This is a genomic window from Mangrovivirga halotolerans (genome assembly GCF_026241165.1).
In the GTDB taxonomy this organism is placed as follows: Bacteria; Bacteroidota; Bacteroidia; order Cytophagales; family Cyclobacteriaceae; genus Mangrovivirga; species Mangrovivirga halotolerans.
The window spans coordinates 1-14,953 of the sequence record NZ_JAPFQN010000004.1; the positions used below are offsets into that span (position 1 = coordinate 1).

The window sequence follows — 14,953 nt, forward strand, 5'->3', positions numbered from 1 at the left end:
TGGAGGAATTATCAAAAATGCTTTACGGATTGATAAAGAGGTTTGATTCATAAAACAGTATCGAGAGTGCGAGCGAGAGCGAGAATTCTCGATACTGTTTTCTCTATACTCACTCACACTCTCACACTTTATAACCATATCAACCAAAAAGAGATGTTTGATATTCTTTAATATCATTAACATCATTTATGTTTCTATAAGATTATTCGATTTTGATTGATCCAGGTAATAAATCAGGTCAAATTGAAGTGCAAAAAGAAATCAGTCTGATTACTTTTAAAACTCATTCAACTAAATCTCATTTATTATGCTAAGATCAATTTATTTTTTAGGAGTATTAACGATTTTCCTTACAACTTCATGTTCATCTGATGATTCTGAAACTCCAATTGAAATCAGAAATCCCGAAGGTGTTGTAATAAGAAATGTAGGTGATAATTATTTTGTGGATATCTATTTTGATAGAATATCTGTGGGATCCAATGGAGTTTTACAGGGTACTGGTGATTACTTTAGTTTTGTTATCAATGCATCAGATTTATCCGGTAAATATGATTTGTCAGAACCAAATGTTTCTGTTTCAGCAATAGAAGATTTTAATCCGGTTCAACCCGATAATGCAGTAATAAAATTTCCATCACAAGCTTTATTGACAGTAGATAAAGAGGATGATGAGGTGAGTAAAGTAACTTATACTTTAACTTATGATGGGGTTGAGTATCAAGGAGAAACTTCCTCAAATATATCAGAATTCTAATTATTATTTAGTCAAAAGAAATTACAAGCTTCCCGATATTCTGGTTATTTTCCATGGTTCGGGTAGCTTCAATTATGTTCTTGTAATTATAAATATCATGAATTACCGGTTTAATTTTTCCTTCCGTAAATGCAGGTAATGCCAATTTAGAGAAATCATTGATTAATCTGGCCTTATAATTTAATGATCTGGCTCTTAGAGTTGTACCAGTAAGTTGTATTCTTTTGGCCAATAGCTTAAATAAAGGAAAGTTTTCTGCCCTTGCTCCCCCCATGAAGGCTATTAATAACCATCTACCATCAGATTTTAATACATCAATATTATCGTCAACGTATGGTTTTCCGATGACATCCATGATAATATCAATTTTATTTTTGCCATAATTTTCTTCAATTATTTCTTTGAAACTCTCATTCTTATAATTGATTCCAAGAGATGCACCGAGTGTTTTGCAAAAATTAATTTTCTCTTCGGTACCTGCAGTAACGATACTTTCGGCACTGAAAATTTTACACAGCTGGATAGCGGCTGTCCCGAGACCACTTCCACCAGCATGAATTAATACTTTGTCACCTGATTTTATTTTTGCTATAGTATGAAGACACTGAAATGCAGTAAGAAATGATTCAGGTATGGCTGCTGCGCTTGCAAAGTCCATTTGGTTAGGGATGTTCATGCAAAGATCTTCGTTTACTACCACTTCTGTAGCATATCCACCACCTGCGAGTAAGCACATTACCTTATCGCCAATATTAAAATTTTCACAGTCATCCCCTTTTTCAATGACGACTCCTGCGCATTCAAGCCCAAGAATTTTACTTTCTCCCGGAGGAGGTGGGTATTTACCCTTTCTTTGAAGCAGATCAGCCCTGTTAAGCGAAAAAGCCTTAACCTCAATTTTTAATTGCCCTGCTTTTGGTTTTAAACTTTCGCCTGATTGCCAGTCCATTGATTCCAGATCACCATTTTCGTTATATATTATATGTTTCATTATTTCAGCTTTTTGCTATTTTTTTCTAATTTAAAAAGATGTTAAAGACTTACCGTATTAAGCGTACGCCTCCGAAGCCCGGATCTCAACCGGGTTCACTGGTATATACCGGGCAAAATGTTGATCAAAAAACCAATATTCAACTTATCAGGTATAATGCTGATTGGTTTGATGAAAACACATCCTTCTTTGAATTAGAGCAATTTAAAGAACAAATGGATGAGAAGCATATTAGCTGGTTGAATTTTCATGGCCTGAATGAGGTGAAATATATCAAGGGACTTGGAGATCAATTATCCATCAGTAATATGATCATGGAGGATATGCTAGACACACGACAACGTCCAAAATTAGAGGAGATGGAAGATTATCTTTTCTTCACTTTGAAATCCATTACGAATGCAAGGATTGACGAAGAGGATGAAATGAATATTGAACAGATAAACTTTATAGTGGGTAAAAATTATGTTGTCTCCTTACAGGAAAAGAAAGCTGATATTTTTGAAGAAGTACGACGAAGGATCAGGAATAATTCGGGTGTGATACGGTCTAAAGGAAGTGATTATTTACTTTTTTCTTTACTCGATGCAGTAATAGATCAATACTACTATGTTTTAGATCAGGTGATTGGAAGAATAGAACAGCTGGAAGAAGAAGTTCTTGAAAATTTTGACAGAGATGTATTAATTGATATTGAGACTCAGCGAAAAAAGTTGAATAATCTAATGAGAGTCATTAATCCACTTAAAGATGCTGCTTTTAGTCTTGAGATAAGGCAGAAATACATTCAAAAGAAAAATATGAAGTATTTCCATGACCTTAAGGATAATGTTCAGAATATTATAGACCAGGTAGATTTTAACCGCAATATCATTGATGGTTTGAGCAATTTGTATTTTTCAAATCTTAGTCAGAACTCCAACGAGATATTTAAGGTTTTGACGATCATATCATCCATATTTATTCCTATTTCGTTCATCGCGGGAGTTTTCGGTATGAATTTCGAGAAGATGTATGGTTTAGGTGATCCGGATGGCTTTACGATTACACTTACAGTGATGGCCTTAATTGTAGTTAGTATGCTGATCTTTTTTAAAAGGAAAAACTGGCTGTAAAATTCAAAGTTGCTTCAGAATCAGTCGGTAATTTCGATATACATTAAAATTTTTAGATGAAAATCCTTGTTGTTGAAGATAATCCTGAGTTAGCAGACAATATAAATACATACCTTGAAAAGGAAGGTGTAACAGTTTCTATTGCATCTTCTTATCATAAAGCGATAGAAAAGCTTGTGTCTTTTGAGTATGATGTGGTGCTTCTAGACCTTATGTTACCTGATAAAGAAGGATTTGATTTGATTCCTTATATGAAGGAAACATTTCCAACAACCGGTATATTGATCATGTCAGCCCGTGATGGGGTAGAAGATAAAGTAAAAGGTTTAGATATGGGAGCTGATGATTACCTGCCTAAACCATTCAATCTAACAGAATTATTTGCCAGAGTAAGGGCTTTATATAGAAGAAGAAGTCTAAGTGGGTCATCAGAAGTTAAACTTGAAAATATTTCAATAGATACAGATAGTGGTCTGGCCAGTGTTGATAATGTAACATTGGATTTAACAGGTAAAGAACTACAGCTTTTACTTTTCTTCGTTGTTAACAGAAAAAAGTTAATCTCGAAGAATGCAATAGCCGAGCATCTATGGGGTGATTATATGGAAGATACTGATTCTTATGATTTTGTTTATCAGCATGTTAAAAACTTAAGAAAAAAATTAAAAGATGCGGGCGCCATACCAGAGATAAAAACTGTCTATGGTCTTGGATACCGGTTTGGTTGAGATGAGACTTATTATAAAACTTACTTTAATTTACCTTTCTATCACTGTTTGTTCATTTTTAGTTGGTGGTGTGATTGTTTACAACGCAATGGAAAGCGAGATTGACATTGAGCAAAAACGATTTCTGAAAGAAAGGTTTGAAAATGCGAAAAAAGGTATCCAACGATATCGACCAACTGAGCCATTTTTAAGAACTAAGTATGCTATTTATCCTTTGGATACAGTAATAAAAGAAGAAACTATCAGTTTTTCGGATACCCTTGTTATGCACTCTCAGTTGCAGCGGCTGGAGCCTCACCTAAAACTTACAGGATACTATGGACTTGATACCCTAGCCTACAAAGTAGTTCTTTATGATGTGATAATCGAAAGTGATGATATCGAAGACGGGGTGAGGTCATCAATGATCAAAGTATTTTTCTTATTATCTATTTTAACAATAATAGTTTCAGTTATTAGTTCAAATATACTCTTAAGACCTTTTTATAGTACCCTAAAAGAGTTACAGGATTTTTCGCTTAAAAAAGGTGAAACACTGAATCTTCCTCAGACCCAAACTAAAGAATTGAGAGAATTAAACTCTGAACTTTATATGCTGTCTGAAAAGATTATTAAAGACTATAATTCTTTAAAAGAGTTTTCTGAAAATGCCAGTCACGAGTTACAAACTCCAGTTGCAATTGCCCGTGGTAAATTAGATATCCTCCTTGAAAAACACGGTGAAAATATGACTGAGGAACAAAATGCTTTAATATTATCTGCTCAAAATGCTTTAAAGAGTATTAGTAAATTGAGCCGTTCGCTTGGATTACTTATGCGAATAGACAATAAAGAATATGATAAAACCTCCAATATAGATCTAAGGAATGAATTAATTAATAAAATCAATCAATTCAGGGAGTTGTATGAATTAAAACAAATAGAATTAAAACAAATAGATTTTGATGAATGCAACATAAATGCTGATCCCTCCTTAATTGAAATCCTTCTTATGAACTTATTTCAGAATTCATTAAAACATAATATTCGTAATGGATTTGTGAAAATTAGTCTCGATAAATGCCAGTTGACAATTGAAAATTCCGGTAGGGAGGTTGAAGGGGATCCTGAAATACTTTTTGAACGATTTAAAAAGGGTGATTTATCTGCTGAAAGTCCTGGTCTTGGTTTAGCCATTGTCAAAAAGATCTGTGATTATTATGGTTTTAAAATAAAATATAAGTTTAACAAGGAAAACTTTATTCATACAATTAGTGTTAATCTGGTGTAATCTTCAGGTTTACTTCAAAATCTACTTGTAGGTTTACATTCTAAATTAACATTAATGATGAGACAGATCGCACTTATTTTTTTAAGTTTCTTAGCACTAAGTAGTTATGGCCAGATGTCAAAGGCCTTAGTTTCTGGTTTGGTGGTAGATAGAGAAACAGGTAAACCAGTAGAGTTTGCTTCAGTAGGAATATTAAATCCTACAGACTCTTCCCTTATAACTGGTAATATAACCGATCCGGAAGGTAAATTTGAAATACCTGTTCAAAAAGGTAGATACTTGATAATGGTCCAGTTTATTTCTTATGAAAATGCATATGTGGGTCCGTATGATGTATCAGGAAAAACTAATATAGGTACTATTCAAATTTCTCCTGAATCCACCACTTTAGAAGAAGTTGTTGTTTCTGGGGAAAAAACCCAGGTGGAAGTTAAACTTGATAAAAGAGTGTATAATATCGGAAAAGATCTTTCTAATACTGCTGCAACAGCGTCAGATGTTTTAGATAGATTACCGAGTATTACTGTAGATGTAGACGGTAATGTTAGTCTCAGAGGTGGTCAGGGAGTAAGGGTTTTAATTGATGGAAAACCTTCAGGATTACTAGGTATTGGTGGTGGAGCCCAGGGGCTTCAACAACTCACAGGAGAAATGATTGAAAGAGTTGAAGTAATTACTAATCCATCTGCTCGTTATGATGCCGAAGGAACCGCCGGGATTATCAATATAATTTTAAAGAAGGACGAAAGAAAAGGCATCAATGGTTCTATTCAAATGAATACGGGATACCCTCATAATCATGGTGTGTCAGCGAATCTTAATTTCAGAAGAAAGTGGTATAATTTATTCCTTAATTATGGTGTTAGCTATAGAAAAACACCAGGTGGAGGATTGGAAACACAATATTATGACTTTGGTGATGCGAATTCAATACTTGAAAGGGATAGAAATTATACTCGTTGGGGTTTAAACCAAAGTTTCAGAATGGGAAGTGAATTTTTCCTTAATGAAAAAAATACGATCACTGTATCAGGTTTATACAGAATAGGTGATGATGGAAATGAGTATGTGATTGATATTGATAGTTTATCAGAAAGCGGAACCCTTTTAAATCAGAGACAAAGAGTACAGGAGGAGACCGAAGACGAAGGTAATTACCAGTTCTCAATAAATTATAAAAGAACCTTCGATAAGAAAGGTCAGGAATTAACTGCGGACTTGCAATATGAAAACAGTGGTGAGGTAGAAGCTGCGGATATCTTTGGTTACGATATTGAAAACGGTAATAGAATACCAACTACTTTTCAGAAGTCAGAAAATGATGAAGCTGAAACAGAATGGTTTGGTCAAATAAATTATAAACATCCGATTGGTGAAAAGGGTAAGTTTGAAACGGGTTACCGCGGACAGTTAAGAACAATTGAAAATGACTATATAGTTTTTAATCAAGGTGAAAACGGAGAACTTGTCGTTAACCCTGATTTTACCAATGATTTTTACTATAGAGAAAATGTTCAGGCGTTATACGCCCAATTTGGGAACGAATCTGGTAAGTGGTCCTATCAGGCTGGATTGAGACTTGAATATACCGATATTTTAACTGAATTAAGGGTTACTGATGAAGTTAACCCGAGAGATTATTTAAATCTATTTCCAAGTGTATTCCTGACATATAATATTACAGAAAAGCAATCTTTACAGGCAAACTACAGTCGAAGAATTCAACGTCCAAGATTTTGGTACCTTAATCCTTTCTTTACGATCGCCGATGATCAGAATATCAGGGCTGGTAATCCAAATCTAAATCCGGAGTTTACAGATTCGTATGAATTTGGATTTTTAAATGAGTTTGATAAAGGTTCTTTATATACGGCTGTCTACTACAGACAAACACAGGATGTTATTTTCAGGGCTAGTTATAGAATTGATTCAGTAAATTATTCAATTCCTTCAAATCTGGGAATAGGCAGAAACCTAGGAGTTGAAATCAATTATAATATGGATTTTACCAAATGGTGGAACATGAACCTGAGTGTTAATGGATTCTACAATGAAACTGAGGGGACATTCCAGCAAGGGACATTTGAAGAACAGGAGTTTTATGTTGAAACCATGTCATTTAATGCCAGAATGAGTAACAGGTTTAAAATTGGTAATAGTTTTGACATGCAGTTAAATTCAAGATACATAGCTCCTCAAGAAGAGGCTCAGGGTAGAAGAAAGAGTTTATTTATAATGGACTTTGCTGTCAGTAAGGATATCTTTAAAAATAAAGGAACGCTGGCTCTCAATGTCAGTGACGTATTTAATTCAGGGAAATGGAGATCTGAAACGGAGTTTGCAAATTTATATTCTGAAAGCACCTTTCAATGGAGGCCAAGACAGATCACTCTTTCTTTGACATACAGAATAAACCAGAAAAAACGACCACAAAGAGGAAGAGGTGATTATGGTGGTGGAGATATGGGAGAATTTTAAAAAAGTAAGTTGATAAATATCTTAAGGAGATTCATGAAAATGGATCTCCTTTTATTTTATCAGCCAGTTGTGCGCGTTTTCAAAATCCTTAAATTTCCTTATGGTCAGACTTTCAGGCATTGCTGCCTTGGCTGAAGTTTCAGCAAAAATGTTTTCAGGAAATATCCAGGCGAATTTTTGTAATCCGGCATTGACCATTTGTGGAAACCAGTATTCAGAAGTCCAGGTTGAAGCTGTATTCCATGGACCTCTAACATCACGATTGTCATTTAATATTTTTTTGCATTTATGGTTTTTGAATTTCAGGAGGATTCTTTCTCCACTTGAATGTATTTCCTCATCGGATTGAAATCCAATCCATCTCAGATATATATAATCATAGTCATGGAAATATTCCATACTTAAGTTGCTTTGGTCTATGATTACAGTTTTTTTTAAGCTTTCTGAGTGAACCATATTCATTATTAACTTCCTTATTAATTAATTTACTTGTTTTAAACCGACAATGCCAGAGTTTTTAAATTTGATTGGAATCAAGTAATTCGATTTAAAGTAATTTTGCAATGTAATTAATTTTTGACCATAACAAGTTCAAATGGTTAATTGTTATAGATAATTTAAATGGATAGTAATAAAAATAAAAAAAAGCAGCCAAAAAATTGGCTGCTTTATCGATCTAAGTATATGAATAAAATAATTATTCCTGTAACCAGGCTTCTGCCTCATTATATGAATTAAATTTCTTAACTAATTCATTATCTGGCATTGCTTTAGTAGCGGAAAGTTCAGCAAAGATATTGTCAGGGAATACCCAGGCAAACTTTTTCATTCCTGCTTCAATCATTCTTGGGAACCAGTTATTTACTGTCCAGTCAGCAGCAGTGTTCCATGGGCCTTTCACTTCTCTGTTATCATTTAATATATCCTTGCAATCCATTGTTTTAAAGATTTTAAGGATTTCTTCTCCACTTTCCTTGATATCAGCCTCTTTTTGGTAACCAACCCATTTTAAATAGACATAGTTGAGGTCTTTATTATGTTCAACAATAATGTTTTTCCTTTTTAAAAGTACTTTGTGGTTTTTTGCAGTTACAAATGAATTTGTCATAATAATTAGAATTTGATGTAAAAAATATAAGTGTGATTATTGTCTTTCCCATGTTATTTTAAAGGCAATCCTTCCATTTTCGGTATTCGTCGGAGGGGTGCTTAAAGTCAGTAAATCATTATTTACCTCACCATACCGTATATGAATGTCTCCTCTCCAATTTGGATACAAAGAGTTTTGAACGGTATGCTCCAGTACTCCTGGTTTTGTTTCTCTAAACCTTCCGAAATAACCCATATATGATTTATAGGCATTGCTAAGTTCTTCAGGTATCCCTGAATCAAACGAATCACTATTAAGATCTTTTCTTGGTTCTTTGGCGATTTGAACGGTCATCCATCCTGAATCATCAAAAATGAGTAAGCCATCAGGGTTTTCGCCATAGAATGACTGTTTTTCCCCTGTTGTTTCATTTTCAAAGATCCAGTCAACTAATCTCCATGCACCTATAATCTGCTTAGTAATTTTCATTTTTTATTAAATCATTTTTAATGTTTTCCAGAATTAAAGAGATAGCCACTTTTGAATATTCCTCCTTATAGAGGTATCCGTGTCCACCATGAAATTTTCTGATTGTTAATGTTTTTTCTACTAGTGATTTCCAGTTTTGAGCTTGTTTGTCAGAAACCTGGTCATCATCAGTTGCATACCATACTTCAACAGTATTCTGAATTTTAGTTTGGTGGCTGAAACGATATTTATTTACAATCTTCAGATCATTTTTCAATAGTGACATAAGGTATTTAAGCGACTCATCATCTGATGCAATCTCATTGATATGTGGAAATAACCTGATTAATTCGCTGTCAGGAAGATCACTTTTATATCTTTCCGGGTTGTAGGAGTTCAATGCTGGAGTCGATGAAACTATAAGCTTATTAATTTTGATATTTGTCATTTCCAGTAAGTATGCTACCTCTGTAGCTATGGCTCCACCCATACTATGACCGATCAACCATACGCTTTCCAGTTTTGCTTCTGTAATCTTGTTAGCAATGTTAACTGCACATTGTTCAAGAGTTTCAAAAGGCTGAAATTCATCGGCTAAACCTCTACCTGGAAGATCGATAGCCATCAAACCAATTTCCTCAGGGAGCTCCTTATTCATTGAAGCATACAGAGCAGAGCTTCCTCCGGCATCATGAATAGCTATGATTTGGTTTTTCGATGTTTTATTACCGAAATAAGTAATTGCTGTGTCTTTCTTTATTCCTGCATCTGACTGTACTTCAGAATTCTTTTTAGCTATTTCATTAATTAAAAAATCGGTGAGGTTTTTAATATTGTCTGCTTTCCAGATCTTTGATATAGCCAATTTAATTTCAAATCCTTTTTCAATGTGGTTTCGATACTGAACTGCCATTAATGAATCCAGTCCCATGCTTTTGAAGGATGCCTGATCAGGTATTTCAGAAGAGGCTAACTGGGTGATTTTGGATAGCCCTTCAATCAGATAGCTTTTTATAATAGTTTTTTGTTTGTCTTCTGAAATGTTTTTAGCTAATTCTTTTAAAAGAGAATCTCCATCTTTAATATCACGATCATCTTTTTCAACACTCTTATAAAATGTTGTTTCGGCTAGCTTTTTATGATAATCCTTAGATTTCCCCCAATTAATCGCCATAATTGAAAAGGACCTTCCAAGCGGATCATATTTGTTAATAAATAATTCTAATGCCTCTTTCATTTTCATAGAAATGAATCCTTCAGCCTCAGAATATCTTTCAAGATGATTGTTATCAGCGACCATACCGGCATCTTTGATTACGCCCCAATTGACTGAAAGAGCAGGTTTGTTGTTTTGAACTCTGTTTTCTGCAATGGCATCAAGTGTAGCATTTGCAGAAACATATGCTCCCTGGCCACTCAAACCAAAATATACAGAAGCTGATGAAAACATAATGAAATGTCTTAGTCTGCCTTTCTTATCGAATTTATCCATAGCTAAAGCGCCATTGATCTTTACCGATAAGATTTTTTGGATGGTTTCATAGCTCAAATCATCAAGCCTGTCAGGAGAAATAAGACCTGCAGCATGAATGAAACCAGTAATTTCTCCAAGGTTATTCTGAATCCCTTCCAGGCATTTGGTGAAGTCATTAAAATTAGAGACATCACATGCAACTCGTTCTATAACTATGCCTGTTTTTCTAAACGTTTTTATTTTTTCATTTTGCTCATCAGTTAATTCAGGGTTACGACTCACCAGAGCAATAGCTTTCACTCCAGATTTTGCGAGTAATTCCACGAATGAAAATGCTGCTCCCTTAAATCCAGTGAGAACAATTACTTCATCAGATTCAAATTTTCCTGGAATTATTGTTTTGTCTTTTACATTTTCAGGGATTTGTGAATATAATTTTGAATTGATAAGTACCCCTTGAAATGATTTTTCTGACCTCATGAAATTCACAAGAGCATCTATTTCCTCTGTAGAATAGTTGTTGTTAATATCGATGATTTTTATTGGTAGATCAGGATGTTCATTAATTGCAGTTTTTCCTGATTGCCAAACACCTCTTAGTGGCAGATCGATAGTAGTTTGAGCATACCCACTTGCATTACTAGTCAATACGGTTAAAGAATTGACTTTTTGCTTTAAAATTTGACCTAAGACAAACAAGTTATAAGATGCTGTTTCTGAAATATCTGTACTATCGCTATATGGGAGATAAATGATATTTTTACTTTCAATATTCGACAGATCAATAGATTTATCTGACAATTGTATCCTTATGACATTTAGCCTTCCAACAGATTTCTCAATGTCTTCAATAAGCTTTGTGCGGTTATCTTTTTCATTACAAACCAGGATAGGATTATCTATTGCAAAATCTTTTTGACTTGTCTTAATCTCAGTCCATTTTAATTGATATACCTTAGGTGATTTTTCGTTAGAATCTATTGATGGAATTAGTCGGGCTGATACCTTATTTATTTTTGCTACCGGATCGCCATACATATTGTATATATATATCCTGGCAGCAGGATTTAAGGTGTCTTCGCCAAACAAATAACTAATCTCAACCAATAATGGCTGTGTAGTATTTAGAGAGTCGTAAATTTTAATACCTTCAATTTCTTCAAGGTATGCTGAACTGATATTTTCGTTTTCAGAGGATTTTGAAAAAATCAATTGTAAACAGTTATCCAATAACGCAGGATGAACTTTGCAATCAGAGAAAAGAGGAGTGTTATCAGATAATTTAATTAATCCATAGAAATAATCATTTTTACCATGAATGTTAACAATACTTTTAAATGCCTCAGAATATTCGATGCCAAGGGAATTAGTTATCTGATAAAATTCTCCGGAAGTAATCTCCGGAATATTTTCAGAAGGCCTGTCCAATAAAGGGAAACTGAAATTCTGGTTTATTTTTAACGTACAATTAGCTGTACGTTGCCAATTTTTATCCTGTAAATAATAAAAGGTCAGGTTATAGGCATCATCTTCAATTGAAGCCTTTATCTGTAAATCAATATTGGAATTTTTATCTAGCGTTATTGCCCGGTCAAATTTCAAATTTTCAATAAAGTAATTCTCAATATTTAATTCTGACATTATTTCGCTTACCATGCTAACATAGGTTGTGCCCGGTAAGACAACTTCTTCATTGACCTTATGACCTTCAAAAAATGGGAAATCTGATAGTGAAAAGCATGATTTCCATATTAAGATGCTTTCGTCACAGATATCCAGCTTCTCACCGGAAAATCTGTTACCATTTTTTCCTTTAGGTTTTGTGGCAATCCTCAGGTCAGGGACAAGAATTTTCCTTTGCATTGGATAATTGGGAAGAATATTAAGTTCAGGGGTACCCTTAAAAAATATTTTTTTCCAATCGAGTGGTGCATTCACATTAACCAGGTTGCCTATTGAATTTAAAAGGCTGATCACCTCATCTTTTTCTCTTAATAAACTATAGGTAGTGATACTGTTTGAATCAGATTCTTTAATAGTATGTTCAATAGCCTGAGTTAAAACCGGATGAGGACTCATTTCAATAAATATTTCAATTTCATCCTCAAGGGCTTTTTTTACTGCCTTATGAAATTGAACAGGATTTCTAAGGTTTTTCACCCAATAATCCGGATTAAGAATTTGGTCCGTATCATTGTCAGGTAAAACTGTAGAATAGAATGGAACTATAGAAGGTACAGGAGCTATAGATTTGATCTCATTAGCCAATAAAGAAGTGAGTGGCTCCATTTGAAGACTATGACTTGCTACATCAACTTTTACCTGCTTACAAAAGATGCCATCTTCATCCAGTTTCTCTATTAGTGGTAAGAGATCACATTCTTTTCCTGCTATAACAGTATTTTGCGAAGAATTATAAACTGCAACTGAAAGGGATGAATCACTACCTGTAATGTATTTTTCAGCTCCCTCCTTATTTAATTCAGTTACTGCCATACCATATCCCTGGCCTGCAACAGTTGACATCAATTTGCTTCTGCCGGTGATGATTTTCGCAGCATCGTTAAGAGTTAATGCTCCTGCAATATAAGCGGCTGCACATTCGCCCATCGAATGACCAATTATTGCATTCGGTGTTATTCCAAATGACTCCCATAGCTTTGCAAGGCCAATTTCTATTGCAAATAATGCTGGCTGAACTATTGAAATATCAGAATTTAATGCCGGAGAATTATCTGTTAAAACTTCGACCAAATCCCAGTCGCAATAATTTTTCAGAGCGTTATTACACTCCTCAATAACTTCTTTAAATGCAGGGAAATTTTCCATGAGTTGTTTTCCCATACCAACCCATTGACTACCCTGACCCGGGAAAACAAAACAAACTTTATGGGAATTGAATTCTTTCTTACCTTTTAATTCAATATTAGAGACATCCAGGTTGGTTAATTTTTCAATAAGTTCATCTTTATCCCTGGCGGCAATAGTTATGGAAAGATTTACCGGAAGACCCTTAATTAATGAGGCAGCACATATATTCTGAGCATATTTCAGATCATTTTTTAATAACCGCTCAACAATATTGTTAGCTTGATCTTTTATAACCTGCGGATTAGCACCGGTTAGCTTAAGTAGTAAGCCAGGAAATAAATAACTGAAGTTGTTATTTTCCTCAACTGAACAATAACTGGTTAATGCTACATGAGCGTTTGTTCCACCCCAGCCGAAAGAATTAACACCCGCAATTAACTTGTCTTTGTCTAAAGGCCAATCAGAAAGCCGATCTTGCACTTCAAGTTTCCATTCCTCAAATTTGATCTCGGGATTTGGTGATTTGAAATTCAGGTTTTGCGGTAATTTTTTATATTTCATTGCCAGTAATACTTTAATAAGACCGGCAATTCCTGCGGCACCTTCAAGGTGACCTATATTCGTTTTGACTGAACCAATCCGTAAAGGAGATTTTCTGTTTTCTCCAAAAAATAATCCCAGCGCTTTAGTTTCGGTTGGATCACCCAATTTGGTTCCTGTTCCGTGTGCTTCTACATACTGTACTTCGCCTGGATTAATACCTGCATTCTTGTATGCATCTTGCAGCATACTTATTTGTCCTTCAGTACTAGTAGCAGGAAGTGATGCATTAAATCCATTGTTATTAACAGCAGTACCTTCAATTACTGCTAAAATTTCATCTTTATCATCGATGGCTTTATCCAGAGGTTTTAAAAGAACTATTCCTGCACCTTCACCTCTTACAAAACCATCCGCTTCATTGCTGAAGGTGCTGCATTTGCCTTTTTTAGATAATCCTCCAAATTTTGAAAGCAGAACATACTGTTCCGGGTCAAGAATATGATTCACTCCGCCCACAACTGCCTGTTCAATGCTATTATCAAGAATACTTTGAACAGCCATATGTAAAGCCACTATAGAAGATGAGCAACCAGTATCTACGACAAGGCTAGCTCCCGAAAAACCATAATAAAATGAAATTCGATTTGCTATTACATTAGAGGCTTGTCCAACAGCAGAGTGTGAGGTTGTCGAAGCATAAACATTTTTTCTGTGATGTTCAAAATCACTCCAGATGTTTCCTATGTATACTCCGGTTTTAGAACCTAACCAATTATCAAATGTAGATTTGGAATTTTCTATTGCTTCCCAAACAAGCTCAAGCATCAATTTTTGAGATGGGTTCATCTCCTTGGCTTCAGCTGGTGAAATATTAAATAATTGAGCATCGAAATCATTTATATTTCTCAGAAATGCTCCTTTATTCTGATAAGTTTTTTCGGCTGCCCTGGGATCAGGATCAAAGAAATCTTTGAAATTCCAGCGATCTTCAGGCATGTCACCGATACAGTCTACCCCCCCTGTTAGTGAATTCCAGAATTCAGCCGGTGTTCTGCCACCTGGAAATCGGCATGACATTGAAACAATAGCAACTTTGCACACGATAAATTTGTTTTGGTTATACTTAACGATACAAAGTAACTATTAACTCAATTAGGAAATGGAGTCAATTTAAGGGCTAATTATACAATGTAATTGTCAATAGTTTCTAGTATTAAAGTGAAGTAAA

10 protein-coding genes are annotated in these 14,953 nt (G+C 34.5%); 5 read left to right on the forward strand and 5 right to left on the reverse strand.

The window, feature by feature from the left end; all coding sequences use genetic code 11:
- The first annotated feature begins 307 nt into the window (after positions 1 to 307).
- Positions 308 to 757, forward strand: a complete 450-nt coding sequence (locus OO013_RS06635; RefSeq protein WP_266055918.1) for a hypothetical protein — start codon at positions 308 to 310, stop codon at positions 755 to 757.
- Positions 758 to 764: 7 nt separating this feature from the next.
- Here the strand turns inward: OO013_RS06635 and OO013_RS06640 are convergent, their stop codons facing one another.
- Positions 765 to 1,748 carry an NAD(P)H-quinone oxidoreductase gene (locus OO013_RS06640; protein WP_266055919.1) on the reverse strand — a complete coding sequence of 328 codons (984 nt, stop codon included), beginning with the start codon at positions 1,746 to 1,748 and terminating at the stop codon, positions 765 to 767.
- Positions 1,749 to 1,786: 38 nt separating this feature from the next.
- Between OO013_RS06640 and corA the strand changes: the two genes are divergently transcribed.
- The 4 genes from corA to OO013_RS06660 are packed head-to-tail and all read left to right on the forward strand — an operon-like array spanning position 1,787 to position 7,339.
- Positions 1,787 to 2,863, forward strand: a complete 1,077-nt coding sequence (corA, locus tag OO013_RS06645; protein ID WP_266055920.1) for a magnesium/cobalt transporter CorA — start codon at positions 1,787 to 1,789, stop codon at positions 2,861 to 2,863.
- A 56-nt stretch (positions 2,864 to 2,919) separates the two neighbouring features.
- Positions 2,920 to 3,591: a response regulator transcription factor gene (locus OO013_RS06650; RefSeq protein ID WP_266055921.1), complete on the forward strand. Its 672-nt coding sequence runs from the start codon at positions 2,920 to 2,922 to the stop codon at positions 3,589 to 3,591.
- Positions 3,566 to 4,861 (forward strand): sensor histidine kinase, encoded by a 1,296-nt coding sequence (locus OO013_RS06655; protein WP_266055922.1) that lies wholly within the window; start codon positions 3,566 to 3,568, stop codon positions 4,859 to 4,861. The genes OO013_RS06650 and OO013_RS06655 overlap by 26 nt, the downstream gene beginning before the upstream one ends.
- 54 nt (positions 4,862 to 4,915) lie before the next feature.
- Positions 4,916 to 7,339: a TonB-dependent receptor gene (locus OO013_RS06660; protein WP_266055923.1), complete on the forward strand. Its 2,424-nt coding sequence runs from the start codon at positions 4,916 to 4,918 to the stop codon at positions 7,337 to 7,339.
- 51 nt (positions 7,340 to 7,390) lie between these two features.
- Here OO013_RS06660 and OO013_RS06665 read toward each other — a convergent pair whose 3' ends face one another.
- The 4 genes from OO013_RS06665 to OO013_RS06680 form a co-directional block, all read right to left on the reverse strand.
- Positions 7,391 to 7,738 (reverse strand): hypothetical protein, encoded by a 348-nt coding sequence (locus OO013_RS06665; RefSeq protein ID WP_266055924.1) that lies wholly within the window; start codon positions 7,736 to 7,738, stop codon positions 7,391 to 7,393.
- Between the two features lie 298 nt (positions 7,739 to 8,036).
- Positions 8,037 to 8,447, reverse strand: a complete 411-nt coding sequence (locus OO013_RS06670) for a hypothetical protein (RefSeq protein ID WP_266055925.1) — start codon at positions 8,445 to 8,447, stop codon at positions 8,037 to 8,039.
- 36 nt (positions 8,448 to 8,483) lie between these two features.
- On the reverse strand, positions 8,484 to 8,918 hold the full coding sequence (locus tag OO013_RS06675) for a lipocalin-like domain-containing protein (protein ID WP_266055926.1): 435 nt from the start codon (positions 8,916 to 8,918) through the stop codon (positions 8,484 to 8,486).
- Positions 8,905 to 14,826: a type I polyketide synthase gene (locus tag OO013_RS06680; protein ID WP_266055927.1), complete on the reverse strand. Its 5,922-nt coding sequence runs from the start codon at positions 14,824 to 14,826 to the stop codon at positions 8,905 to 8,907. Before OO013_RS06680 ends, OO013_RS06675 begins: the two co-directional genes overlap by 14 nt.
- Positions 14,827 to 14,953 lie beyond the last annotated feature (127 nt).

Coding starts and splice junctions, on each gene's coding strand:
- OO013_RS06635 (WP_266055918.1), top strand. CDS start 308: ATGCTAAGATCAATTTATTTTTTAGGAGTATTAACGATTTTCCTTACA.
- OO013_RS06640 (WP_266055919.1), bottom strand. CDS start 1,748: ATGAAACATATAATATATAACGAAAATGGTGATCTGGAATCAATGGAC.
- corA (WP_266055920.1), top strand. CDS start 1,787: ATGTTAAAGACTTACCGTATTAAGCGTACGCCTCCGAAGCCCGGATCT.
- OO013_RS06650 (WP_266055921.1), top strand. CDS start 2,920: ATGAAAATCCTTGTTGTTGAAGATAATCCTGAGTTAGCAGACAATATA.
- OO013_RS06655 (WP_266055922.1), top strand. CDS start 3,566: ATGGTCTTGGATACCGGTTTGGTTGAGATGAGACTTATTATAAAACTT.
- OO013_RS06660 (WP_266055923.1), top strand. CDS start 4,916: ATGATGAGACAGATCGCACTTATTTTTTTAAGTTTCTTAGCACTAAGT.
- OO013_RS06665 (WP_266055924.1), bottom strand. CDS start 7,738: ATGGAATATTTCCATGACTATGATTATATATATCTGAGATGGATTGGA.
- OO013_RS06670 (WP_266055925.1), bottom strand. CDS start 8,447: ATGACAAATTCATTTGTAACTGCAAAAAACCACAAAGTACTTTTAAAA.
- OO013_RS06675 (WP_266055926.1), bottom strand. CDS start 8,918: ATGAAAATTACTAAGCAGATTATAGGTGCATGGAGATTAGTTGACTGG.